Annotated in this window: 21 protein-coding genes; 10 read left to right on the plus strand and 11 right to left on the minus strand. The window is 65.0% G+C overall.

What is annotated here, in order from left to right:
- Positions 1–922: 922 nt before the first annotated feature.
- A complete protein-coding gene (locus ACFOYU_RS07105) occupies positions 923–1,471 on the minus strand; it encodes a hypothetical protein (RefSeq protein ID WP_377033024.1) in 549 nt (182 codons plus the stop codon).
- A 344-nt stretch (positions 1,472–1,815) separates the two neighbouring features.
- Between ACFOYU_RS07105 and ACFOYU_RS07110 the strand changes: the two genes are divergently transcribed.
- The gene (locus ACFOYU_RS07110) at positions 1,816–4,017 is read left to right on the plus strand and encodes a malate synthase G (RefSeq protein ID WP_377033025.1); all 2,202 of its coding nucleotides are present in this window, start codon (positions 1,816–1,818) and stop codon (positions 4,015–4,017) included.
- Positions 4,018–4,118: 101 nt separating this feature from the next.
- Positions 4,119–6,086, plus strand: a complete 1,968-nt coding sequence (locus tag ACFOYU_RS07115; RefSeq protein WP_377033026.1) for a PhoX family protein — start codon at positions 4,119–4,121, stop codon at positions 6,084–6,086.
- Positions 6,087–6,193: 107 nt separating this feature from the next.
- Here ACFOYU_RS07115 and ACFOYU_RS07120 read toward each other — a convergent pair whose 3' ends face one another.
- The 3 genes from ACFOYU_RS07120 to pxpB form a co-directional block, all read right to left on the minus strand.
- Positions 6,194–6,604, minus strand: coding sequence for a hypothetical protein (locus ACFOYU_RS07120; RefSeq protein ID WP_377033027.1), 411 nt, complete (start codon positions 6,602–6,604; stop codon positions 6,194–6,196).
- A 151-nt stretch (positions 6,605–6,755) separates the two neighbouring features.
- The gene (locus ACFOYU_RS07125) at positions 6,756–7,793 is read right to left on the minus strand and encodes a biotin-dependent carboxyltransferase family protein (RefSeq protein WP_377033028.1); all 1,038 of its coding nucleotides are present in this window, start codon (positions 7,791–7,793) and stop codon (positions 6,756–6,758) included.
- Positions 7,790–8,509, minus strand: a complete 720-nt coding sequence (pxpB, locus tag ACFOYU_RS07130) for a 5-oxoprolinase subunit PxpB (RefSeq protein WP_377033029.1) — start codon at positions 8,507–8,509, stop codon at positions 7,790–7,792. The genes ACFOYU_RS07125 and pxpB overlap by 4 nt, the downstream gene beginning before the upstream one ends.
- 226 nt (positions 8,510–8,735) lie before the next feature.
- Here pxpB and ACFOYU_RS07135 point away from each other — a divergent pair, with 226 nt between their 5' ends.
- Entirely contained in the window at positions 8,736–9,521 is a 786-nt protein-coding gene (locus ACFOYU_RS07135; RefSeq protein ID WP_226736889.1) for a 3-hydroxybutyrate dehydrogenase, read from the plus strand.
- Between the two features lie 24 nt (positions 9,522–9,545).
- Here the strand turns inward: ACFOYU_RS07135 and pip are convergent, their stop codons facing one another.
- Complete coding sequence (gene pip / locus ACFOYU_RS07140) at positions 9,546–10,490, minus strand: prolyl aminopeptidase (protein WP_377033030.1); 945 nt, start codon at positions 10,488–10,490, stop codon at positions 9,546–9,548.
- 186 nt (positions 10,491–10,676) lie between these two features.
- Between pip and ACFOYU_RS07145 the strand changes: the two genes are divergently transcribed.
- The 4 genes from ACFOYU_RS07145 to ACFOYU_RS07160 all read left to right on the plus strand — a co-directional run bounded on the left by ACFOYU_RS07145 (position 10,677) and on the right by ACFOYU_RS07160 (position 14,608).
- Positions 10,677–11,753 (plus strand): extracellular solute-binding protein, encoded by a 1,077-nt coding sequence (locus ACFOYU_RS07145; RefSeq protein WP_377033031.1) that lies wholly within the window; start codon positions 10,677–10,679, stop codon positions 11,751–11,753.
- 68 nt (positions 11,754–11,821) lie between these two features.
- Positions 11,822–12,907 carry an ABC transporter ATP-binding protein gene (locus ACFOYU_RS07150; RefSeq protein WP_377033032.1) on the plus strand — a complete coding sequence of 362 codons (1,086 nt, stop codon included), beginning with the start codon at positions 11,822–11,824 and terminating at the stop codon, positions 12,905–12,907.
- The gene (locus ACFOYU_RS07155; RefSeq protein ID WP_377033033.1) at positions 12,904–13,767 is read left to right on the plus strand and encodes an ABC transporter permease; all 864 of its coding nucleotides are present in this window, start codon (positions 12,904–12,906) and stop codon (positions 13,765–13,767) included. The genes ACFOYU_RS07150 and ACFOYU_RS07155 overlap by 4 nt, the downstream gene beginning before the upstream one ends.
- A gap of 1 nt (position 13,768) precedes the next feature.
- Positions 13,769–14,608, plus strand: coding sequence for an ABC transporter permease (locus tag ACFOYU_RS07160; protein ID WP_226736879.1), 840 nt, complete (start codon positions 13,769–13,771; stop codon positions 14,606–14,608).
- A 10-nt stretch (positions 14,609–14,618) separates the two neighbouring features.
- Here ACFOYU_RS07160 and ACFOYU_RS07165 read toward each other — a convergent pair whose 3' ends face one another.
- Genes ACFOYU_RS07165 through ACFOYU_RS07190 form a run of 6 tightly spaced genes read right to left on the minus strand, consistent with a single transcriptional unit; the run spans position 14,619 to position 20,931 of the window.
- Entirely contained in the window at positions 14,619–15,689 is a 1,071-nt protein-coding gene (locus ACFOYU_RS07165; RefSeq protein ID WP_377033034.1) for a dipeptidase, read from the minus strand.
- Positions 15,690–15,725: 36 nt separating this feature from the next.
- Positions 15,726–16,496 (minus strand): ABC transporter ATP-binding protein, encoded by a 771-nt coding sequence (locus ACFOYU_RS07170; RefSeq protein WP_226736875.1) that lies wholly within the window; start codon positions 16,494–16,496, stop codon positions 15,726–15,728.
- A gap of 8 nt (positions 16,497–16,504) precedes the next feature.
- Positions 16,505–17,344: an ABC transporter ATP-binding protein gene (locus ACFOYU_RS07175; protein ID WP_226736873.1), complete on the minus strand. Its 840-nt coding sequence runs from the start codon at positions 17,342–17,344 to the stop codon at positions 16,505–16,507.
- Entirely contained in the window at positions 17,341–18,273 is a 933-nt protein-coding gene (locus ACFOYU_RS07180) for an ABC transporter permease (RefSeq protein ID WP_226736871.1), read from the minus strand. Before ACFOYU_RS07180 ends, ACFOYU_RS07175 begins: the two co-directional genes overlap by 4 nt.
- Positions 18,273–19,313, minus strand: a complete 1,041-nt coding sequence (locus ACFOYU_RS07185) for an ABC transporter permease (protein WP_226737108.1) — start codon at positions 19,311–19,313, stop codon at positions 18,273–18,275. Before ACFOYU_RS07185 ends, ACFOYU_RS07180 begins: the two co-directional genes overlap by 1 nt.
- A 22-nt stretch (positions 19,314–19,335) precedes the next feature.
- Complete coding sequence (locus ACFOYU_RS07190; protein ID WP_377033035.1) at positions 19,336–20,931, minus strand: ABC transporter substrate-binding protein; 1,596 nt, start codon at positions 20,929–20,931, stop codon at positions 19,336–19,338.
- A 237-nt stretch (positions 20,932–21,168) separates the two neighbouring features.
- Here ACFOYU_RS07190 and argH point away from each other — a divergent pair, with 237 nt between their 5' ends.
- The 3 genes from argH to ACFOYU_RS07205 all read left to right on the plus strand — a co-directional run bounded on the left by argH (position 21,169) and on the right by ACFOYU_RS07205 (position 23,456).
- Positions 21,169–22,533 (plus strand): argininosuccinate lyase, encoded by a 1,365-nt coding sequence (argH, locus tag ACFOYU_RS07195; RefSeq protein ID WP_377033068.1) that lies wholly within the window; start codon positions 21,169–21,171, stop codon positions 22,531–22,533.
- Positions 22,534–22,731: 198 nt separating this feature from the next.
- A complete protein-coding gene (locus ACFOYU_RS07200) occupies positions 22,732–23,166 on the plus strand; it encodes an Hsp20 family protein (protein ID WP_226736866.1) in 435 nt (144 codons plus the stop codon).
- Between the two features lie 23 nt (positions 23,167–23,189).
- Positions 23,190–23,456, plus strand: coding sequence for a DUF1150 domain-containing protein (locus tag ACFOYU_RS07205; protein ID WP_226736864.1), 267 nt, complete (start codon positions 23,190–23,192; stop codon positions 23,454–23,456).
- Positions 23,457–23,471 lie beyond the last annotated feature (15 nt).

The following is a 23,471-nucleotide window of genomic DNA, read 5'->3' on the forward strand; positions in this document are numbered from 1 at the left end:
AGCCGGTGCGCACGTCGTCGTCGTTGACGAAGCCGTTGAAGCCGTTGAAGCCGCTGTTGTCGTCAGCTCCGCCATAGGCGAAACCGCCGGTGGCGTAGATGAGAGCGCGGTCGAAGGCCACACCGAGGCGGGCGCGGACGGTGCCGAACCAGTCGATGCCGCCGGCAGCGCCAGCCGGGATGAATGTCGGCGGGAAGCCGGGCGGCACGAACGCGACGCCCTCGCTGCCGCCGAGATCGGCCCACTGCAGGTCGGCCTCGACACCGGCCACGAAGGAGCCGAACTGATAGTTGTAGCCGATCTGGCCGCCGCCGACGAAGCCTTCGCCGCTGTCTTCGCCGAACCTGAGAACGCCGCTCGTGCCGGCGAAGGGCGCCGCGAAGGTGCCGGCAGGCACGAAGATCGAGCTCCGATTGTTCTCATGCCAGCCGTAGCCGGCGTTCACGCCCACGTAGAAGCCGGTCCAGGTGAAGATCGGAANCGTCCGGATCGGAAGGTCTGCAGCCGAGGCGGCGGACACGGCAAGAGCCGTGCTGGCCGTTGCGGCAAGAAGGCCGAAAACGAGCTTTCTCATAATCGTCATCCCTTGTGTGAGGAGTCACGCGTGTCAGTCTATGTGGACGCTGAAGCATTCGGCTATGACAATGCTGCAACACTTGCAGATTTGTTTTTATGCAAGGCGGCATACCAAAGTGGTAATACGTTTTCGCCTCATAGGAATCTATGATGAAACTCTGCGAAGACATTAGGAAAAAAAGACGAGAAGTCTTTGTTGATTGACACAACAGAAACCATATGTCCTAATCGAAATGTTTTCGGATCGACACTTCCGAAGGCGAGGAGATCACTTAACCCTGCCCATCCGGGCAGGGTTTTTTGTTTTGCGGATTCAGTTGCGCCTCGAGAAAACGGCCCGATTTGCTCAAGGAAGATCAATTCTGAGGCCTGCTCCTATGAAGTTCGAGCCGGATTCTCTCGGGGCGATGACGCCGAAAATTCCGGACCGGTGATGGATCCGCGGGACGAAGTAGACCCCTGGCAGCGAGGCGTGGGAAAATTCGGCTTCGAACGCGAGATAGTTGAGGAAGCGCGTGGGCTCGACACGGAAGCTTCCTTCCAGCGCCGGCCGTTCCGAGGCGTAGGACAGGCCTTCCCCCACGGCGAAATTGACGCTCAGGCCTCCGAACAGAGGGATCTGCCCGGTCCGAAACATGATCGCGACCGTTCCCTCCCAATGGCTTTGGCTGCCGAAGTGGCGAAGAACCTGCCCTTCGATTTCGATCCTGTTCCCGCGGAAGGCAAAATCGGTGCCGGGAACAGGGATCGAGAACGAGGGAACGATCACCCTTGCCAGGCCCGCACCGACGAAATTCGCATCCTCGAAGGTCAGGTTTCCTCTGAATGAGCGCTCCGGCACGTCGAGCAGGTCGGTATTCGCCCATCGGCTCGCATAGCCGGTGACGTGCCACATCCGCTCCGGGCTCTGTGCGGCTGTGGGGCCGGCCAGGCCGAGGGACGCGAGACAGCTTATCTGGAGAAACCAGAGCGTCTTCGAAATCGGCGGCCTGAAAAAGCGACGAGGCACGGCCTGAAATCCCTGCGGCTAACCAATCGATGTTCTGGTCGAATGCAATGTCGGATCTTGTCTTGGACCTTCGTACATCTTGCGCCAAGTGGAGGTCGTCTTCTAGTCCCCTTGAGCCATCTGCAAATTTTCCTCTCGCTCCGAAGTGCGGTCGAGGGGAGGGGTCATCTTCTCTTTTTGTCCGGTGGCACTAAGCTACGAACAGGTCACAACCGACGAAAGCGGGAAAGATGAAGCGCGTCCAGACGAGCGGTCTCCAGATTGCACCGGTCCTCCACGATTTCATTGAGCGCGAGGCGCTGAACGGAACGGGAGTCTCGGCCGATGCCTTCTGGAGCGGGCTGTCCACTCTCGTGAGGGAATTCGCCCCCCGCAACCGGAACCTTCTCGCCGTCAGGGACGATCTGCAGGGCCGGATCGACGAGTACCACCGGTCGAGAGCCGGCAGGGCCTTCGACCCGGCGGAGTACGAGGCCTTCCTGCGGGAGATCGGATACATCCGGCCCGAGCCGGACGATTTCGCGGTTTCGACCCGCAGCATCGATGACGAGATTGCCCGGACCGCCGGGCCTCAGCTCGTGGTGCCGGTCTCGAATGCGCGCTATGCCCTGAACGCCGCCAATGCCCGCTGGGGTAGCCTCTATGACGCTCTCTACGGCACGGACGCCATTCCCGAGGAGGGCGGCGCGACGCGGGGAGGGGGCTACAACAAGGTGCGCGGCGCCCAGGTGGTCGAGCGGGCGCGGGAGTTCCTCGACCAGGCCGCTCCGCTCGCAGGGGGCAGCCACAAGGATGCCAGTGCCTACGCGATCGAAGGCGGTGCGCTGACAATCCGGCTTCAGGACGGCGGGGAAACGGCTCTTGCGGACGTGACCCAGCTTGTCGGCTACCAGGGCGAGGCCGCCAATCCCTCCGCGATTCTGCTGCGGCACAACGGCCTGCATCTCGACATCAGGATCGACAGGACCAGTCCGATCGGAGCCGACGATCCGGCCGGCGTTGCCGACGTGGTGATCGAATCCGCTCTTTCCACCATCATGGACCTGGAGGACAGCGTCGCGGCCGTCGACGCCGACGACAAGGTGCTGGTCTACCGGAACTGGCTGGGGCTGATGCGCGGCGACCTGAGCGAGAGCTTCGAGAAGGGCGGCAGGACGGTCGAGCGGCGCCTCAATCCCGATCGGGCCTACAGGATGCCGAACGGCGGCGAGGTCCGCCTGCACGGCCGCAGCCTGATGCTGGTGCGCAACGTCGGCCATCACATGTTCACGGATGCGGTGCTCGACGAGACGGGACAGGAGATCCCCGAGACGATCCTCGACGCGGCCGTCACGAGCCTCATCGCGATACACGACCTGCGCGGCACGGGCGAGTTGCGCAACAGCCGCACGGGGTCGGTCTACATCGTGAAGCCAAAGATGCACGGGCCCGACGAGGTCGCCTTCGCCAACGATCTGTTCGCCGCCGTCGAGGACATGCTCTCGCTGTCCCGCAATACCCTGAAGATGGGCATCATGGACGAGGAGCGGCGAACGACCGTCAACCTCAAGGCCTGCATCGCCGCCGCGGCGGAGCGCATCTTCTTCATCAATACGGGCTTCCTCGACCGCACCGGCGACGAGATCCACACCTCCATGGAGGCGGGTCCCATGGTGCGAAAGAACGACATGAAGGGGACGCCCTGGATCAAGGCCTACGAGGACAACAACGTCGATGTGGGCCTCGCCTGCGGATTGCCGGGGCACGCACAGATCGGCAAGGGCATGTGGGCGGCTCCGGACAAGATGGCCGACATGATGGTCCAGAAGATCGGGCATCCTCAGGCCGGCGCCAACACCGCCTGGGTGCCGTCGCCGACCGCCGCCACGCTCCATGCCCTGCACTACCATCAGGTGGACGTGCATGCCCGCCAGGAGGAGCTGAAACAGCGCTCGCCCGCCAAACTGGCGGACATCCTCACCATTCCCGTCTCGCAGTCCAACTGGGCGCCGGACGCGGTGCAGCAGGAACTCGACAACAACTGCCAGGGCATTCTCGGATATGTGGTGCGCTGGATCGATCAGGGCGTGGGCTGCTCCAAGGTGCCGGACATCCATGACGTCGGCCTGATGGAGGACCGCGCGACGCTGCGCATCTCCAGCCAGCATCTCGCCAACTGGCTCCGGCACGGCATCGTCACGCACGACCAGGTCATGCAGACCCTGCGCCGCATGGCGGAGGTCGTCGACCGGCAGAATGCGGGCGATCCGCTCTACCGTCCGATGGCGCCGGGCTTCGACGGCCCGGCCTTCCAGGCTGCGTCCGATCTCGTGTTCAAGGGGCGCGAACAGCCGAACGGCTATACGGAATGGATTCTCCACGAGCGCCGCCGCGAGGCCAAGGCATCCGGTGCGCCGGACCGGGTCGATGCCAGCGGCGTCAGGACGGCCTGATCGAGTTCTGGAAGGCGATGGGACGACAGGCCGGGAGGCCTGTCACCAAGCTTACATGGAACCGTTCTAAACCGCTGTCATCTCACATGGGAGAAGCGGATATGGACGAGAAGATGACCCGTCTTCGCGCAAGCGAGCTGGAAGATTCAGGCGATGTCGGCAACAACCCGACCGCAAACCTCACCATGGGCGAGGTCATCGCCGCGCGCTTCAACCGGCGCGATCTGCTCCGCGGCTCGCTCGCCGTTGCGGCGATTTCCGCCACCCTGGGCCAGCGCGCCCTCGCGGCCAACGAGCAGCCTGCCAAGAAGGGCATGGCCTCGTCGTTCGACTTCAAGGAAATCGAAGCGGGCGTCGACGAGACCCACCACGTCGCCGAAGGCTATGACGCCCAGGTCCTGCTGCGCTGGGGCGACCCGATCTTCGCCGATGCGCCCGACTTCGATCCCATGTCGCAAAGCGCGCAGAAGCAAAGCCGCCAGTTCGGCTACAACACCGACTTCGTCGGCTACATCCCCATCGACGGGTCGAGCGATCACGGCCTGCTCGTCGTCAATCACGAATACACCAACGAGGAGCTGATGTTCCCCGGCATCGGCGTGCAGGATTCCAAGGACGTCAACTTTTCGAAGATGACGAAGGACCTCGTCGATATCGAGATGGCGGCCCATGGCGGCGCGGTGGTCGAAATCCAGCGCCGCAACGGCCGCTGGGAGGTCGTGAAGGATTCCAGGTACAACCGCCGCATCACGGCCGAGACGCCGATGGACATCACGGGTCCGGCGGCCGGTCACGAGCGGATGAAGACCGCCGCCGACCCGAGCGGCCGCCGTGTCCACGGCATGGTCAACAACTGCGCCGGCGGCGTCACCCCCTGGGGAACGTGGCTGAGCTGCGAAGAGAACTTCAACGGCTACTTCTGGGGCAAGGTCGCCGACGATCATGCCGAGGCCAAGAACTACAAGCGCTATGGCCTCGGATCCCCCGCCTATGCCTGGGGCAAGTTCCACGACCGTTTCGACGTCGCCAAGGAGCCCAACGAGCCCAACCGTTTCGGCTGGGTGGTCGAGATCGACCCCTTCGATCCGACCTTCGTGCCGAAGAAGCGCACGGCTCTCGGGCGCACCAAGCACGAGGGCGCTGCCGGCATCACGAACCAGGACGGCCGCTACGTCGTCTATCTGGGCGACGACGAGCGCTTCGACTACGTCTACAAGTTCGTCACGGCCGGAAAGGTGAACCGGGAAGACCGCGCCGCCAATTTCGGCCTCCTCGATGAAGGCACGCTCTACGTCGCCAAGTACAACCCGGATGGAACGGGCGAGTGGCTCTCCCTGGTCCATGGCGAGGGGCCGCTGACGGAAGCGAACGGGTTCCGGAGCCAGGCCGACGTTCTCATCGAGACGAGGCGCGCGGCCGATCTCCTGGGCGCGACCAAGATGGACCGCCCCGAGGACATCGAGGCCAATCCGGCCACGAACCGCGTCTACGTCATGCTGACGAACAACACCCGCCGCAAGGAGGAGCAGGTCGATCCCGCCAACCCGCGCGCCAACAATGCGTTCGGCCACATCGTCGAAATGATGCCCGAAGGCGGCGACCATGCCGCGAAGACCTTTGCCTGGGAAGTGCTGGTCAAGTGCGGCGATCCCTCCGTGGCTTCGGTCGGCGCGACCTTCTCGTCGGAGACGACCAGGAACGGCTGGTTCGGCATGCCCGACAACTGCGCCATCGACAGTCAGGGACGTCTCTGGATCTCGACGGACGGCAACAGCGCCAAGACGACGGGCCGCGCGGACGGTCTCTGGGCTCTCGAGACGGAAGGTGAGCTGCGCGGCACGTCCAAGCACTTCTTCCGCGTGCCGCTTGGTGCGGAGATGTGCGGTCCCTGCTTCACGCCCAACGACGAGACGCTCTTCCTGGCCGTGCAGCATCCGGCCGAGGTGGACGAGGGCGCGCCGTCGACCTTCGAGAATCCCGCCACGCGCTGGCCGGACTTCAAGGACAACATGCCGACGCGTCCCTCGGTTCTCGTCATCACGAAACAGGGCGGCGGCAAGATCGCCTGAGCCTGAAAACAACAAGGGCGGCCCCGGGGCCGCCCTTCTTTCCTTGCCTGGGCAGCGGGCGCGATGCCGCTCCTCCGCTGCCGTTCCGATGGGCCGGGCGTCCCGGGCTACCGGGTCTCGGCCTTGTCCTTCTTGCGGCGCTTCTTGGACTGCTTGCCTTCGGCCGTGTCCTTGTCCTCAGGGACGGCGGCGTTTTCCGGCAGAAGCGACTGGGCGACGCCGGCGACGGTCTCCGTTGCGATCTCCGCGGCGGAGCTCGCCAGCTTCTTGGTGACGGAGGCCGCTTCCGAACCGGCTTCGGCCGTAGCCTTCTTGGCCCGGGTGATCTTCTTCGCAACCGGCTGGTGGCGCGTGAGGGCGACAGCCGCCGCCCCGGCGGCGGCCACGAGGGCGTCCGCGAGAATCCGGCGTCCGATCTCCGAGTGGAGAAGCTCGTCGAGCCAGCCGGGCTTGCGCAGATCCTTCGGGAGCTTCAATCCCAGCGCGCTGGAGGGGGACTTGGTCTTCTTCTTTGCCATCCGGGCAATCCATTCAAGAGGTTCAACAGAGGAGAGGCCCTGTTCATGGAACGAGAATGATGACAGTTCTATTGCAGTTATTTGACAGGCTTCTCAATTTTCCTAGCCGGCTAACCTGGCAGAGGCGTCTCGGAGAATCCGTGGCCGACCGTCACGAGGCCGCGGTCTCCGGCGTTCTCGGGGCCAGCGCATCCACAGCGCCGCCGATGAGGTTCACGCTCAGGAGGTGCTCCGTCGTCAGGTCGAACCGCACGGGCACGAGAGCGGCCGGGAGGGACGAGATCCAGTCCTTCATCTGGCGCGCCGCCGTAACCGCCTCTTCCCGTTCGACGGCCTTGAAGCGCACGGACGTTCCCGGGCGCAGCTGGGCGAAGCGGTCGAGATCGGCGCTGATGATCGTCGCGATCTTCGGATAGCCGCCTGCCGTCTGCCGGTCGCGCATGAGAACGATGGGCTGGCCGTTTCCCGGCACCTGAATGTGGCCGGTCACGATTCCGTCGGACACGATGTTGAAGCCCTTGGCATGCTCGATCTGCGGCCCCGTCAGCTGGAAGCCCATTCGGTCGGCCTGCGGGCTGACGGTGAACTCCCCTTCCAGGAGGGTGCGGATCGCCGCTGGCGTGAAATAGTCGTCCTGCGGTCCGAGCATCACGCGGATCGGGGCATCCGTTGGCGGTGCCTCGAGCGGCAGGTGCATCAGCTCGCCGGGCTGCGCCTCCGCCTTGCAGGAGAGCCGGTCTCCGGGCCGGAGCGGGGCTCCGTCGAGGCCGCCCAGGCGCGACCGCAGGTGAAAGGACAGGCTGCCGAGCTGCGGCTCGACCGCGAAGCCTCCGGCGACGGCCAGATACGCGAACGTCCCGGTCCGGGCGTGGCCGACCTGGGCCTCCTGCCCCTCCCTGAGGAGCGCCGCTGTATTGGGCGCGACCTGCACTCCGTCGATGCTCAAGGAGCAGTCGGCGCCGACCACCGCGATCCGGAGATCGCCACCGCTGCACGTGAACGTGCCGCCGAGATTCACGAACTCGATGGCGGCGGTTTCAGGCGGGTTGCCGACGAGAACGTTGGCGGCGGCCAGGGAGCGCGCGTCCATGGCTCCCGAGGGGGAGACGCCGAACCTCTGATAGCCGTGGCGCCCGCGATCCTGCAGGCTGGTCATGGGCCCGCAGGCTTTGACAACGAGATCGATCATGGGCGGATCTCCTCGGCCACGACGCCGCCGGCCTGCGCCTCGCGATCGAGCATGTCCCAGCGCGACGCATCGACAGGCTCGAACACGACCTCGTCTCCCGCTCCGAGCAGGAAGGCCGGGTCGCGCTCCGGGGCATAACTGCGCACGGGCGTGCGCCCGAGTATGTGCCAGCCGCTGGGGCATTCGATCGAGCCGACTGCCGCCTGCGCGCCGCCGATGATGATCGAGCCGCTCGGAATCTTCGCGCGCGGCTGCGTCCGACGCGGGGTGGCGAGGGTGGGATCGAGCCCGCCGAGATAGGCGAAGCCCGGCAGGAATCCGATCATGTAGACCCGGTAGACCGCGCCGGCATGGCGGTCGATGACCTGCCGCGGCGTCAGACCGTGCCGTTCGGCGACATCTTCGAGATCGATCCCGTATTCACCGCCATAGACGACCGGGATGCGCCAGCGCCTGCCGGTGGAGGCGCGGGGGGCGAGGCCCTGGGCCTCTGCCGTCAGGAGGGCCGCAAGGGCATCATAATCCGTGAGCGTGGGATCGAACTGCACCAGCAGCGAACGGTAGGTCGGCACCGTTTCCAGCAGGCCGGCCGGGGAGCGCATCCGCAGGGCATCGTCGAGCGCAAGGACCTTGCCGTTGATGTCCGGATCGATGGTTTCTCCGAACTCGACGGATAGGGCGCTGTCGCCGCAGGCGAGAATTCTCGGTGTTTGCACGATACCTCGTCGGATGGGCTGAAACCGGGCCACTGGCCCTTCTCACATCGGTGAAAATCCTTCAACGGCAAGGGAAGGATGCAGGCATGCGCCTGAAGCATGTATCGAGAGGGGGCGTCCGGCAACCTTCATTCTCGATCCAAGGTCGATTGACCCTCCTCCGGCGCCTCATGTTATGTCAAAACCTCGATCCATGCCGAACCTCGAGGCATATCCGGAGCATTTCATGACTTTGAAATCCAAGACCGCCGTTGTCACGGGCTCGACCAGCGGCATCGGCCTTGCCATCGCGCGCGCCCTCGCCAAGGAAGGCGCCTCCATCGTTCTCAACGGCTTCGGACCGGCGGACGAGATCGAGAAGACGCGGGCCGGGCTCGAGAGCGAGTTCGGCGTCAAGGCCATCCATTCGCCTGCCGACATGTCGAAGCCCGAGGAGATCGCCGACATGATCCGTCTGGCGGAGGAGACCTTCGGCGGCGTCGACATTCTCGTGAACAATGCGGGCATCCAGTTCGTCTCCCCGATCGAGGACTTCCCGATCGAGAAGTGGGACCAGATCATCGCGATCAACCTCTCCTCGGCCTTCCACGCGATCCGCGCCGCCGTGCCGGGGATGAAGGCCCGCAAGTGGGGGCGCATCATCAACACGGCCTCGGCCCATTCCCTCGTCGCCTCGCCGTTCAAGGCGGCCTACGTTGCCGCCAAGCACGGGGTCGTCGGGCTGACGAAGACGGTTTCGCTGGAGCTGGCGACCCACGGCGTGACGGTCAACTGCATCAGCCCGGGCTATGTCTGGACACCGCTCGTGGAGAAGCAGATCCCCGACACCATGAAGGCGAGGGGGCTCACCAAGGAGCAGGTCATCAACGACGTGCTGCTGGAGGCTCAGCCGACCAAGCAGTTCGTGACGGCCGATCAGGTCGCGGCCGCCGCCGTCTTCCTCTGCTCCGATGCGGCCAGCCAGATCACCGGCGCCAATCTCTCCATGGATGGCGGCTGGACCGCAAAGTAGTCGCCTCGCCGGTTCGCGGGGGCGCTAGGCCCTCGCGAACGCGTCGGTGGCCTCGATGAGGTGGTGGGTGATGCCCGGCTCGGTCATGGCGTGGCCTGCATCCGGCACCATGATGAACCTGGCCTCCGGCCAGGCCTTGTGCAGGTCCCATGCCGTCCTGGGCGGCGTGGCGATGTCGTAGCGCCCCTGGATGATGACGCCGGGGATGTCCTTCAGCCGGTGGGCGTCGCGGATGAGCTGTCCTTCGTCGAAGAAGCCCTCGTTGACGAAGTAATGGTTCTCGATCCGGGCGAAGGCGAGGGCGTAATGCCCGTCGCCGAACTGGTCGCTGTAGTCCTGGCTCGGCATGAGGGTGATCGTCTCGCCTTCCCACAGGCTCCAAGCCTTGGCGGCTTCCATCTGGATCACGGGATCCTCGTGGGTGAGGCGCTTGCGGTAGGCGGCCATGAGGTCGCCGTGCTCCTCCGGGGGAATAGGCGCCAGGAACCGCTCCCACTTGTCCGGAAACATCCAGGACGCGCCTTCCTGGTAGTACCAGAGCAGTTCTGCGCGGCGCAGGGTGAAGATGCCCCGCAGCACCAGTTCGCTCACCCGTTCCGGGTGCGTTTCCGCATAGGCGAGCGCAAGGGTGCTGCCCCAGGACCCGCCGAAGACCATCCACTTCTCGACGTCCAGCATCTCGCGTAGGCGTTCGATGTCCGCCACCAGATGCCAGGTGGTGTTGGCATCGAGGCTCGCATAGGGCGTGGAGCGCCCGCAGCCGCGCTGGTCGAACAGCAGGATGCGGTACTTCTCCGGATCGAACAGCCGGCGCTGCGTCGGCGAGCAGCCTCCGCCAGGTCCGCCGTGAAGGAAGACGACAGGCTTGCCGTCGGGGTTTCCGCAGAGCTCCCAATAGACCCGGTGCCCGTCGCCCACATCGAGCAGGCCATGATCGTAGGGTTCGATTTCGGGGTAGAGGGTGCGCATCGGGAGGGCTCCAGGAATGAATGCTCTTCAATAGCCGGGCACCCGGCTCCTGTCAGCCGGCGCCTTCTCTTCTGAGCCGGCTCAGGAAATCAGGACAACTTGCTTAAATCAGTAGCGCGTCGTCGGAGTGTCATATAATTTTGCAACTGGGGAACACGGGCCGAACCCGGACCACAATGGAGGAATATGATGTTGACCAAGCGCGCCGGCTTGAAGCTGGCCACGGCCTTTGCCGCACTCATGGTCGCAGGCACGGCGCACGCCGCCGAGAAGCTGCGGCTCCTGACCTGGGCTGATTACGCTCCGAAGGACATTATCGAGCAGTTCACCAAGGAGACGGGCATCGAGGTCGAGGTCACGCTCTCCAACAACGAGGAGATGATCTCGAAGCTGCGTGCCACTCAGGGGGCCGGCTTCGACCTCGTGCAGCCGAGCCAGGACCGCATTGCCGGGCCGCAGCAGGAATTCGGCATCTACAAGCCGCTCGATCTTTCCAAGATCAAGACGGACCAGTTCATCGGCTCGATGCTCGAAGCCACGAAGAAGAACACGACCGTCGACGGCAAGGTCTACGGCGTACCCCACATCTGGGGCACGGACGGTTTGGTCGTGAACACCAAGGCGGCTCCCAACGTCGCCGACTACACCGACCTCTGCAGCGATGCGGTCGCCGGAAAGGCGAGCTTCCGCGCCAAGCGTCCGACCCTTATCGCCTTCGCCTTCGCCAACGGCATGGATCCCTTCGCCGCCTACAACGATCCGAAGGCCTACACGGAGATGATGGAGAAGGTCGGCGCCAAGCTCGCGGACTGCAAGAAGAACGTGAAGTTCTTCTGGGACGGCAAGGACCAGCTCCTCAATGCCATCCGGTCCGGCGAAGTCGTCGCCGCCATGGCCTGGGACACGGGCGGCTGGAAGCTCAACTCCGAAAACCCGGAGATCAAGTTCGTCGCTCCGAAGTCCGGTGCGCTGGGCTGGGTCGATACCTATGCGATCCCGGCCAAGGGCCGCAACGACGACGCGGCCTACAAGTGGATCAACTTCAACATGCGTCCCGAGATCGCCGCGAAGGTGGCGGCTGCCGCCGGCAACTTCACGGCCTCCAACGGCGCGGACAAGCTCATGCAGGGCAAGCTGAAGGATCAGTTCGCCGAGAGCTTCCCGAAGGCCGCCATCGACAACATCAAGTGGTACCCGGCGGTGCCGGCCGGCATCGAGGAAATCGAGGGCAAGATCCTCGACCGTCTGAAGGCCGGCTCGTAACCACCTCCTCTGCGGATCACCATCCCCCGGCCGGTCCGGGGGATGGCTTTTTTACGTTTGTGGCGTCCATGACATCTCCTCCGGATCTCGACCTTCTCAACATCACGAAACGGTTCGGCTCCCATCGGGCCGTCGACGACGTGACCTTCAGCGTCGCTCCCGGCGAGTTCTTCTCCATCCTCGGGCCGTCCGGATGCGGCAAGACCACGCTCATGCGCATGATCGCGGGTTTCGAGGATCCGACATCGGGGGATATCCGCATTCGCGACAAGTCCATGATCGGGGTTCCGGCCAACCGCCGCCCCGTCAACATGGTCTTTCAGAGCCTGGCCCTTTTCCCGATGATGAGCGTCGGCGAGAACGTCGCCTACGGGCTCACGTGCCGCGGCGTCGCCCGCGCCGAAGCGGAGGAGCGGGCCAACCGCATGCTGGAGCGCGTCGGCCTGAAGGGTTTCGGCGACCGTCGGGTGACCGCGCTCTCGGGCGGCCAACGTCAGCGCGTGGCGATTGCCCGCTGCCTGGTCCTGGAGCCGACCCTGGTTCTTCTCGACGAGCCCCTCGGGGCGCTCGACCTCAAGCTGCGCGAGCACATGAAGATCGAGCTCAAGCAGCTGCAGGCGACCTTCAACACCACCTTCGCCTACATCACCCACGACCAGTCCGAAGCCCTCGTCATGTCGGATCGCATCGCCGTCATGAACCAGGGACGCTTCGAGCAGGTGGGAAGTCCGCGCGAGCTCTACCACAACCCGGCCACGCCCTTCGTGGCGAGCTTCGTGGGCGAGACGAACCGCTGGCAGGGTGAGATTGCTTCCACCGCGGGCGGCACGGTCGCATTGCGGCTTCCCTCCGGCGCGACAATCATGGGGGAGGGGGCTGCTTCGCAGAAATCCGCTCTTGCCTTCGTCCGCCCCGAGGCCATTGCCCTGTCCCAGGATCAGGCCGCACTCGGCACGCTTCCGAACCGTCTCGAGGGCCGCGTCGCTGCGGTGCTGTTCGACGGGGCCAATTCGAGCCTGCTCGTCGAGACGCCCGGCTTCGACGAGCCCGTGCGCGCGGTGCTGCCCCAGGCCGGGCCGCTGGCCGGCATCGCGGTCGGCGCGCCGATCCATCTCGGCTGGGCGTCCCAAGCGACGAAGGTCTTCGCCGCATGAGATCGGCGCAGCGCCTGACCCTCTTCCTCCTGATGGCTCCGGCCGTGCTCTGGCTGGGGCTGCTCATCGTCCTGCCGCACGTGGAGATCCTCATCCTCTCCTTCAGCGAGAGGGTGGCGCCGCGGGTCTATGCCTTCGGTGCCGGGAACTATCTCGAATTCTTCACCGAGCCGCTCTATTGGCGCACCTTCGCCCGCACGGCGATCATGTCGATCCTCGTCACGGCGATCACGCTCGTGCTGGCTTTTCCCATCGCGCTCTACATCGCCCGCGTGGCGCGGGGACGGACGAAGGCGATGCTCCTCCTCCTCTGCCTCCTGCCGTTCTGGGTGTCGGAACTCGTGCGCACGCTGGGCTGGATGATGCTGCTGCGGGAGACCGGGGTGATTTCCTATCTGCTGCGCATGACCGGCCTCGCCGATCAGCCGGTCGAGATGCTCTACAACGACGGAGCCGTGATCCTCGGCCTCGTCTATGGCGGACTGCTCTTCATGATCGTGCCGCTCGCCAATGCGCTGGAGAGCCTGGAGCCCGCCGTGGTCGAGGCGGGCTTCGATCTGGGCGGCAGCCGATGGACCGTGCTCCGGCGCATCGTCATTCCTCATGCGATGCCGGGCATCGTCGCGGGCTCGATTATCGTCTTCATGCTGACGGTGGGCAATTTCGCGACGCCGGTGCTGCTCGGCGGCAAGAACGGGCTGTGGTTCACGGAGCAGATCTACGCCCAGTTCATCACTCGCTTCAACTGGCCGCAAGGAGCCGCCTTCGGCATGCTCCTCCTGCTGCTGTCCTCCACCATCGTGTGGGTGGGCCTGCGCCTGACGGGGCAGAGCCTGGGCACGACCTTGAGGCAGGCCTGAGATGAACCGTCCGTCCTTCGTCTGGAAGCTCTATATCGCGGCGTTCTACGTGTTCCTGTTCGCGCCGCTCCTGGTCGTGGCGATCTTCGCCTTCAATGCCAGCCCGTTCCCCTCGCCGCCGTGGCGGGGCTTCACCCTGGCCTGGTTCATCGGCGACGGATCCGCCTTCGGCAAGCCGGGGGTCCTGATGGACCCGATCTGGCTCACGAGCATCGGCAACAGTCTCAAGGTGGCGATTCCCGTCGCCCTGCTCGCCGTCGTCGTCGGCACCGTGAACGCCTGGGTGCTCGAGCGGGCGGAATTCCGCGGCAAGACCTTTCTGGCCATGATGATGCTGTGGCCGCTGGTCATCCCCGGCGTCGTGCTCGGCATCTCGATCCTGGCCTTCTTTTCCCGCGTCGCGAACGGGCTCGAGGACTGGCTTCAGACCGATCTCGATCCGCTCCGTCCGGGTCTGCCGCTCGTGATCCTCGGGCAGCTCTCGTTCATTCTCACGATCTCGACCCTGATCATCGCGGCGCGGCTGCGGAAGTTCGACCGCTCGCTGGAGGAGGCGGCGCTCGACCTCGGGGCGAGCCGGGCGAGGGTCCTGCGGACGATCACGCTGCCGTTCCTGAAACCCGCCCTCATCGGCGCGGGTCTCGTCGCGCTCCTCATGTCGTTCGAGAACTTCAACACGACCCTGATGCTCGTCGGCTCCGACGCACCGCTGCCGATCACCATGTACGGCCAGATGCGCGAGGGCGCCTCGCCGGCGATCAACGCTGTCAGCCTCTTCCTGATGCTCGGGGTCGGCGGGATCGCCAGCCTCTTCGCCCTGACCTCGAAGGCGGAGGCTTGAGGCCCGGGGCTCAGTAGCCCCAGGTCCGCTCCAGGACGTTGACCCAGTTCTCGTAGCAGAGCTTGCGCACGGTGGCCTCGTCGTAGCCGTGGCGGCGCATGGCATCGACGAGGCGCGGCAGGCCGCGCACGTCGCCGATCTCGGCCGGGATCGTCGCGCCGTCGAAATCCGAGCCCAACCCGACGCCGTCAACGCCCACATGCTCGATGAGGTGATCCATGTGGCGGATCATCTCTTCCAGCGGCGTGTCGTCGTTGCGCATCCCGTCGGGGCGGATGAAGGAGGTCGCGAAGTTGATGCCGACCATGCCGCGGCTCTCGCGGATGGCGGCGAGCTGCTTGTCGGTCAGGTTGCGGGAATGGGGGCAGACCGCATGGGCATTGGAGTGGGTCGCCACCAGAGGCGCATCGCTCATCTTCGCGACGTCCCAGAAGCCCTTCTCGTTGAGGTGCGAGAGGTCGAGCATGATCTTGAGCCGGTTGCAGGCCCGGACGAGTTCCCGTCCGTGGTCCGTCAATCCAGGGCCTGTATCCGGAGACGACGGATAGCGGAACGGGACGCCATGGCCGAAGATGTTGGAGCGGCTCCAGACCGGCCCGATCGAGCGCAGGCCGCTGCCGTAGAGCACGTCCAGCATGTACAGGTCCGGGTCGATGCCTTCGGCCCCTTCGATGTGGAGAATGGCCGCGAGTATCCCGCTGTCGATGCAGTGGCGGATGTCGGACGCGCTCCGGCAGACCTTCACCTCGCCCTTCGAGGCGCGCTCGATCCGCAGGAGCAGGGACGCCATGTGCACCGTCACCTGCTGGCTCGGCGAGAGCTCGAGCTGGGGCGGCAGGGGCACGTCGTATTGCGGCCGGGCCATGAGGGCATCGATGTCGATGCCGCCCGTATTGTCGGACGGGACATAAACGGCGAAGAACCCGCCGACGAAGCCACCCTCCTTCATGCGGGGCCAGTCGAGGTGGCCGATATTGTCGCCTTCGAGAAAAGCCTTCTCGGGCTCGGCCCTTCCGCGCATCAGGCGAAGAAGAACGTCGTTGTGGCCATCGAAGACCGGCATCAGGGGAGTGCGGGGCATGGGTCAGTTCAACCGGGTTGACGTCGGACGGAAGGATCAGATGGCCAGAGGTGCAGGCGCCTCTCGCGAGAAGCCCTGGCTCGCCTGGATCAGCGATTGCGTGTAGCTGTTCGAGGCTTGGCCTGACCGGAGCGCCACGGAGGTGGTCTCCTCGACGGCTTCGCCGTGCTGCATCACCAGCAGCCGCTCGCAGAGATGCGCGACCACGGCGAGGTCGTGGCTCACCAGAATGTAGGTCAGCCCCAGCTCGCGCCGCAGGTCGTCGAGCAGATTGAGGATTTCCGCCTGCACGGAGGCGTCCAGCGCCGAAGTCGGCTCGTCGAGCAGCAGAACCTTCGGGCGCAGGATGAGCGCGCGGGCGATGGCGACGCGCTGGCGCTGGCCGCCGGAGAGCTGGTGCGGATAGCGGAACCGGAAGGAGGGGCCGAGCCCCACTTCCTTCAGTGCCTGGAGGATCCGCGCCTCCGCATCCTTCTCCCCATGGATGGCGAGGGGCTCCGAGAGGGTCCGATCCACCGTGTGACGGGGGTGGAGCGAGGCATAAGGGTCCTGAAACACCATCTGGACCGTGCGATAGAAGCTCTTCTCGCGCGGCGTCTTCACTTCCTTTCCATCCACCCGGACATGCCCGCCCGAGATCGGCGCCAGACCGCAGATGGCGCGCAGGACCGTCGACTTGCCGGATCCGGATTCGCCCACCAGCCCGTAGGACGCGCCGGCCTCCACATGAAAGCTGACGTTCTTGACCGCCTCGACGCGAAGGCGGCCCGTTCCGTAGACGACTTTGAGGTTCTGAATATCGAGCATCGGATCTGTCACTGCGCCCAGGCGGGGTCGCGGTTCAGGGTGGGAAGCGGACGCACGTCGTTCGCCAGCGTCGGCAGGCAGCTCATGAGCCCCTGGGTATAGGGGTGCTTCGCCTCACGCAGATGCTTGGCCTGCAGTTCCTCGACCACGCGGCCCGCATACATCACGAGCACCCGGTCGCAGAATGAGGAGACCAGCTTCAGGTCGTGCGAGATGAAGATGAGCCCCATGCCGCGCTCCGAAACGAGTTCGTCCAGGATGCGCAGGACCTCCATCGAAACGGTCACGTCCAGGGCCGAGGTCGGCTCGTCGGCGATGAGGAGGTCCGGCTCGGTCACGAGCATCATGGCGATCATGGCCCGCTGCCCCATGCCGCCCGACACCTCGTGCGGATAGAGAGCGAAGACGCGGCCGGGATCGCGCATCTTCACGGCTTCCAGCATGGCGAGAGCCCGGTCCCGCGCTTCGCCGCGGCCGGCCTTCCTCGCATGGGCCCGGTAGGCCTCGATGATCTGCTCGCCGATGGTCATGACCGGGTTCAGCGAGTATTTCGGGTCCTGCATCACCATGCTGATGCGCCCGCCGCGCAGCTCGCGCAGCGTCCGCTTCGAGGCGGTGAGAAGATCGATGCCGTCGAACGCGAGGCGCTGGGCCGTCACCTCGCCGGGCGGCGGGGTGAGACCCAGGATCGCGCGCCCGGTCTGCGACTTGCCGGAACCCGACTCGCCGACGATGCCGAGGCGCTCGCGGCCGAGTTGGAACGACACGCCCCGCACCGCTTCCACGGTGCCGGTGCGAAGGTGGAAGCGGACGCGCAGGTCTTCGACGTCGAGAAGCGGCTTGGTCATTTGGCGGCCTTCGGATCGAGAACGTCGCGCAGGCCGTCGCCCAGCAGGTTGAAGCCGAGGCTCACCACGAAGATGGCGATGCCCGGCATGGCGGCGACCCACCATTGGTCGATGAGGTAGTTGCGTCCGGTCGCGACCATGGCGCCCCATTCGGGCATCGGCGGCTGAGCGCCGAGGCCGAGGAAGCCGAGGCCGGCGGCGGTCAGGATGATGCCCGCCATGTCGAGAGTGACGCGGATGATGAGGGACGAGATGCAGAGCGGCACCACGTGGCCCAGGATGATCCGCGGCGTCGAGGCGCCCTGGAGCTTTACCGCCGCGATGAAATCGCTGTTGCGGATGGTGAGGGTTTCGGCGCGTGCGATACGGGCATAGGGCGGCCACGAAGTGATGGCGATGGCGATCACCGCGTTCTCGATGCCCGGACCCAGGGCGGCCACGAAAGCCAGCGCGAGGATCAGGCGCGGGAAGGCGAGGAAGATGTCGGTGATCCGCATCAGGACCGTATCGACCCAGCCGCCGAGATAGCCGGACACCGTGCCGACCAGCAGGCCGATCGGCGTCGCGATGAGAGCCACCAGCACGATGACCCACAGGGTGATGCGGGAGCCGTAGACCACGCGCGAGAAGATGTCCCGCGCCAGGTCGTCCGTGCCGAACCAGTGCTCCGCGCTCGGCGGCAGAAGCCGCTCCGTTCGCAGATCTCCGCCCGCGATCGGGGAATAGGGCGCGATCAGGTCGGCGAAGATGGCGACCAGGATCAGCAGCACGACGATGCCGAGGCCCAGCACGGCCAGCGGGTTCTTCGTGAAGGCGCGCCAGCCGAGATAGCCGCGGCCGAGGCGAGCCTGCCAGCGGGAGCTCGGCTCCGGCGAAAGAAGCCAGGCCTGCGTGGCGGACGGTTGCGGAAAGGGAGGGGCGCCGACCATCAGCGTGTCCTCGGATCAAGAAGGCGGTAGAGCAGATCGGACACCAGGTTGAGCAGCACGAAGACGGCGCCGATCACGAGGGTGCCGCCGAGCACGGCGTTCATGTCCGCATTCTGCAGGGAGTTGGTGATGTACTGGCCGAGCCCCGGCCAGGCGAAGACCGTCTCGGTCAGCACGGAGCCCTCGAGCAGGTTCGCGTAGGAGAGGGCGATCACGGTCACGAGGGGAACGGCCGCATTGCGCAAGGCATGGCGCCAGATCACCCGCATCTCCGAGAGACCCTTCACCCGCGCGGCGATCACGTATTCCTGCGCCAGCTCGTTCAGCATGAAGGAGCGGGTCATGCGGCTGATATAGGCGAGCGAGAAATAGCCGAGGAGGCAGGCCGGAAGCGCGATGTGCGAGACCGCGTCCCAGAACGCATCCCACTGCCCCTGCATCGCGGTGTCGAGAAGAACGATGCCCGTGACGGGGGTATAGAGATAGGAATAGGTCACGTCGATGCGGCCCGGCCCGCCGACCCAGCCGAGTTTCGCGTAGAACAGGAGCAGGCTCATGAGGCCGAGCCAGAAGATCGGCACGGAATAGCCGACAAGGCCGAGAAGGCGCACGAGCTGATCGATGAGGCTGCCGCGTTTCACGGCGGCCAGCACACCGAGCGGGATGCCGAGCAGCGTTCCGATGATCGTGCCGAGGGTGGCAAGCTCGAGGGTCGCGGGAAACACGTTCGCAATGTCCGTCATCACCGGATTGGTGGTCAGGACGGAATTCCCGAAATCGCCGGTGACGGCCTTCTTCACGTAGATGCCGAACTGCTGGATCAGCGGCAGATCGAGACCCAGTTCCTCACGCGCCCTCTCGTAGACATGGGCCGGAGCACGGTCGCCGACGATGGCGATGACCGGATCGATCGGCACGACGCGGCCGATGAAGAAGGTGACGGCAATCAGACCGAGCAGGGTCGTCGCCAGCACGAGAAGGAACTGTGCGGTCCTTTTAAGGAAGGAGCGGAGGGCATCGTGCCCTCCGCTCCGAGTCATCGTTTCAGAAGCCATTGAAAATTTAGTTCTTCTTGGCCTGGGCCACGCTGTTGGTATCGAACGAAGGACCGATCACGACGCCATCCACATTCTTGCGCATGGCCATGTTCTCGATCTGCTGCAGGAAGATCACGTAGGGGCCGTCGTCGAGAACCGCCTGCTGCAGCTCCTTGTACATCTGAGCGCGCTTCTCGGGGTCCTTCTCCATCACCGCAGCGCGGGTCTTGGCCGTCAGCGGGCCCGGATCCCAGGCATTGCGCCACGCCAGCGGCTTCGCCGAAGCATCGTCCGCGTTGTTGTCGTTCGCCGCGAAGGTGTCGGCGTTGGTGTTCGGATCCTGATAATCCGCGCCCCACTGGCCGATATAGATGTCGTGCTGGCGGGCACGATACTTTGTCAGGGTCTGCTTGCCGTCGCCCGGGATGATCTCCAGCTTGATGCCGGCCTGCGCGAAGGTCTGCTGGATCGCCTGCGCCATGGCCGTGATGTCGGCGGTGGAGCGGGTATCCATGGTCACCGTGAAGCCGTCCTTCAGGCCGGCCTGGGCCAGAAGCTCCTTCGCCTTGGCGACGTCGAGCTTGTAGGGGTTCTCGTTGACCGCGCCGAGGAAGCCCTCCGGCAGGAAGGCCTGATGGACCTCCGCCTTGTTCTTCATGATCGTGTCCGCGATCGCGGCATAATCGACGAGATATTTCAGGGCCTTGCGAACCTCGGGCTTGGCGAGGTTCGGGTTCTTCTGGTTCAGGCCCAGGTAGTACAGCGTACCCTTGGCGCCGGAATCGACCTCGATGTTCGGGTCCTTCGAGACGGCGGCGAGCTCCTCGGGGTTGAGGTTGCGCGCGATGTCGACGTCGCCCTTCTCCAGCAGGAGGCGCTGGGTGGCCGTTTCCTTGATATGGCGATAGATCACGCGGGCCAGCGGCGTCTTCTTGTCGTAGTTCGGGTTGCGCTCGAGAACGACGACCTCGTTCGCCTTCCAGTCGCGGATCGAGAACGGGCCGGAACCGGCATAATGCGTCTTGAGCCAGTTATAGCCCAGGTCGCCGTCCTTCTCGTTCTGCATCACGAGCTTCTTGTCGACGACGGAGGCGACGGTGGAGGTCAGCGCGTAGAGGACGAAGCTCGGCGCATAGGCCTTGTCGAGCTCCATGGTGACCTCGTACGGGCCGGTCTGCTTGATCTTGTCCTTCACGTTGTCCTTCGTCAGCCCGAACTGGCCGAGGATGAAGGCCGGGGACTTGTCGAGGATGACGGCGCGCTGAAGGGAGAACGCCACGTCCTCGGCGGTCAGCGGGTTGCCGGAGGCGAACTTCTTGCCTTCGCGGATCTTGAAGGTGATCGTCTTCCCGTCGGGGGAAACCGTCCAGGACTCGGCCACCTCGCCATAGATCTTCGAGACGTCCTTGGGATCGTAGTTGATCAGGCGCTCATAGGTGTTGCCGGCGATCTCGGAGGCGGTGAACTCGAAGATCTCGGCCGGATCGAGCGTGATGATGTCGTCGATCTGCCAGGCCTGGACGAGCGTGTCCGGCGGCGTCGCCGCCTTCACGGCCGAGAACGACGTCGCCATGGTGGCCACCATGGCGGCTGATAGGAGAAATTTCGGAAGTCGCTTCATCGTCAATTCCCTCGCGGCGCTGGGGTGCGCCTGTTGTGCGTCGGTAAGAATGCAAATCAAACAGGCTCTGTCGAGTCAATCAACTGGTTTTAAACTGGCAAACATTGCGCAAGGTGATTAATGCACGGGCACGAGGATGCGGCTTGGCGGCAAGGCCCGGCTGTGGCAAAGCTCCTGAACCTCAATCCTGGATGAAACAAAGTGTCCGACGAAGCCAAGAAGCCCGGTGCCAACACCATGTGGGGAGGGCGCTTCTCCTCATCGCCCAGCGCGCTCATGGAGGCGATCAATGCCTCCATCGATTTCGACAAGCGCTTGGCCTCACAGGACATTCAGGGCTCGATCGCGCACAGCGCCATGCTGGCGAAACAGGGCATCATCGCCGAGAGCGACCGGGACGCGATCCATGCGGGATTGCAGCGGGTCCTGGGGGAGATCGAGACCGGCGGCTTCGCCTTCTCGAAGGCCCTCGAAGACATTCACATGAACGTGGAGAGCCGTCTGCGGGAGATCGTCGGAGACCCGGCGGCGCGGCTTCACACCGCACGCAGCCGCAACGATCAGGTCGCCACCGACACGCGTCTCTGGGTGCGCGACGCCCATGACCGCACCGACGAGCAGCTGACGAAGCTCCTCACCGCGCTCCTGGACAAGGCCGCGCCGCACGCCGCCACCGTCATGCCCGGCTTCACCCACCTGCAGAGCGCCCAGCCCGTGACCTTCGGTCATCATCTCATGGCCTATGTGGAAATGTTCGGCCGCGACCGCAGCCGCATTCGCGACTCCCGCAGGCGCCTGAACGAGAGCCCTCTCGGCGCCGGCGCCCTGGCCGGAACCTCGTTCCCCATCGACCGGCACATGACCGCGCAGGCGCTGGGTTTCGACGGCCCGACCCGCAATTCCCTCGATTCCGTGTCCGACCGGGACAGCATCCTGGAATTTCTCTCGATCGCCTCGATCTGCGCCGTGCATCTGTCGCGGCTGGCGGAGGAGATCATCATCTGGATGTCGGCACCCTTCGGGTTCGTGCGGCTGCCGGACCGCTGGACCACGGGTTCCAGCATGATGCCGCAGAAGCGCAATCCGGACGCGGCCGAGCTGGTGCGCGGCAAGACCGGGCGGATCGTCGGCTCGCTCATGTCCCTCCTGACCGTGATGAAGGGTCTTCCGCTCGCCTATGCGAAGGACACCCAAGAGGACAAGGAGCCGCTGTTCGATGCCGCGGACACCCTCGAGATCGTCCTTGCCGCCATGACGGGCATGATCCAGGACCTGGAGCCGGTGGCGGAGCGCATGGCCGCCGTGGCCGGAGCCGGCTACTCCACAGCTACCGATCTCGCCGACTGGCTCGTGCGAAGCCTCAACATTCCCTTCCGTGACGCCCACCACATCACCGGGCGCATCGTTTCGGAGGCAGAGCGGCGCGGCTGCAGCCTCGAAGACCTGCCTCTCGACGCCATGCAGGCGGTCGAGCCCCGGATCCATCAGGGCATCTACGATGTTCTCGGCGTGGAGAACTCCGTCCGTTCGCGCACGAGCTTCGGCGGCACCTCGCCCGTCCGCGTGTCCGAGCAGATCGCCTGGTGGCGGGAGCGCCTCTGATCCGGCGCGTCCGCCGCCGCAGGCTCGAAAGACAATCTTAGCCATAACCGGGCGGCCGCGAAGGGCTTCCCGGGCGTGGGGCTTGATCGCCCCCTTGAGCATATCCATATTGCTGAGAGCGAACCTGTCATGGTCGCTTGAGTGCCGCAGGAGCGGGCTCAAAACCACCCGAAGTGCCTCTAACCTTGGGCTTCGAACATGTCGCGTCAGTCGCCTTTTGGGCATCCGTTTCTGTTAGGCTTCGATGAGATCGAGCAGGCGCTCGACCGGGTCGCAAAAGCAGCAGGGGACGGGTATCCGCCCTACAACATCGAGCGTCTGGCTCGAACCGAGCACGCCCCCGAGCGTCTCCGGATCACTCTTGCGGTCGCCGGCTTCACCCGGGACCAGCTGGAGGTGACTTTGGAGGAAAACCAGCTCGTCATCAGGGGGCGGCAGACCGACGACAAGGCAAGGCACTTCCTACATCGCGGCATCGCCGCCCGTCAGTTCCAGCGCGCCTTCCTCCTCGTCGACGGCATGGAGGTTCTCGGCGCCGACTTGTCCAACGGATTGCTGTCGATCGATCTGGCCCGTCCCGAGCCGGAGCGGATCATCCGCAAGATCGATATCATCAGCCAGGACAAGGCGTGACGGCGTCCGCAAAGGAGAGGACCATGAACCACAACACCAAGATCCATCCTGAGATCCCCCTGAACGCGGCGGAATTGGCCACGTTGGGCGAGGGCCAGATGGCCTATGTGAAGCCCCTGCGCTCGGACGACGTCGCAAGGCTCTTCCCCCAGGCGCCGAAGATCCAGCCCGGCCTGCAACTCTTCGCACTCCTGTCCGCCAGCGGCGAGCCCATCGTCCTGACCGACACCCGCGATGCGGCCGTGGCCAATGCCTGGGCCCACGATCTCGAGACGGTGAGCCTCCACTAAGGCTCACCTCTCGCC

The organism is Microvirga sp. GCM10011540 (assembly GCF_042650665.1).
In the GTDB taxonomy this organism is placed as follows: domain Bacteria; phylum Pseudomonadota; class Alphaproteobacteria; order Rhizobiales; family Beijerinckiaceae; genus Microvirga; species Microvirga lenta.

Coding starts and splice junctions, on each gene's coding strand:
- ACFOYU_RS07105 (WP_377033024.1), bottom strand. CDS start 1,471: ATGTGGCACGTCACCGGCTATGCGAGCCGATGGGCGAATACCGACCTG.
- ACFOYU_RS07110 (WP_377033025.1), top strand. CDS start 1,816: ATGAAGCGCGTCCAGACGAGCGGTCTCCAGATTGCACCGGTCCTCCAC.
- ACFOYU_RS07115 (WP_377033026.1), top strand. CDS start 4,119: ATGGACGAGAAGATGACCCGTCTTCGCGCAAGCGAGCTGGAAGATTCA.
- ACFOYU_RS07120 (WP_377033027.1), bottom strand. CDS start 6,604: ATGGCAAAGAAGAAGACCAAGTCCCCCTCCAGCGCGCTGGGATTGAAG.
- ACFOYU_RS07125 (WP_377033028.1), bottom strand. CDS start 7,793: ATGATCGATCTCGTTGTCAAAGCCTGCGGGCCCATGACCAGCCTGCAG.
- ACFOYU_RS07135 (WP_226736889.1), top strand. CDS start 8,736: ATGACTTTGAAATCCAAGACCGCCGTTGTCACGGGCTCGACCAGCGGC.
- pip (WP_377033030.1), bottom strand. CDS start 10,490: ATGCGCACCCTCTACCCCGAAATCGAACCCTACGATCATGGCCTGCTC.
- ACFOYU_RS07145 (WP_377033031.1), top strand. CDS start 10,677: ATGATGTTGACCAAGCGCGCCGGCTTGAAGCTGGCCACGGCCTTTGCC.
- ACFOYU_RS07150 (WP_377033032.1), top strand. CDS start 11,822: ATGACATCTCCTCCGGATCTCGACCTTCTCAACATCACGAAACGGTTC.
- ACFOYU_RS07155 (WP_377033033.1), top strand. CDS start 12,904: ATGAGATCGGCGCAGCGCCTGACCCTCTTCCTCCTGATGGCTCCGGCC.
- ACFOYU_RS07160 (WP_226736879.1), top strand. CDS start 13,769: ATGAACCGTCCGTCCTTCGTCTGGAAGCTCTATATCGCGGCGTTCTAC.
- ACFOYU_RS07165 (WP_377033034.1), bottom strand. CDS start 15,689: ATGCCCCGCACTCCCCTGATGCCGGTCTTCGATGGCCACAACGACGTT.
- ACFOYU_RS07170 (WP_226736875.1), bottom strand. CDS start 16,496: ATGCTCGATATTCAGAACCTCAAAGTCGTCTACGGAACGGGCCGCCTT.
- ACFOYU_RS07175 (WP_226736873.1), bottom strand. CDS start 17,344: ATGACCAAGCCGCTTCTCGACGTCGAAGACCTGCGCGTCCGCTTCCAC.
- ACFOYU_RS07180 (WP_226736871.1), bottom strand. CDS start 18,273: ATGGTCGGCGCCCCTCCCTTTCCGCAACCGTCCGCCACGCAGGCCTGG.
- ACFOYU_RS07185 (WP_226737108.1), bottom strand. CDS start 19,313: ATGACTCGGAGCGGAGGGCACGATGCCCTCCGCTCCTTCCTTAAAAGG.
- ACFOYU_RS07190 (WP_377033035.1), bottom strand. CDS start 20,931: ATGAAGCGACTTCCGAAATTTCTCCTATCAGCCGCCATGGTGGCCACC.
- argH (WP_377033068.1), top strand. CDS start 21,169: ATGTGGGGAGGGCGCTTCTCCTCATCGCCCAGCGCGCTCATGGAGGCG.
- ACFOYU_RS07200 (WP_226736866.1), top strand. CDS start 22,732: ATGTCGCGTCAGTCGCCTTTTGGGCATCCGTTTCTGTTAGGCTTCGAT.
- ACFOYU_RS07205 (WP_226736864.1), top strand. CDS start 23,190: ATGAACCACAACACCAAGATCCATCCTGAGATCCCCCTGAACGCGGCG.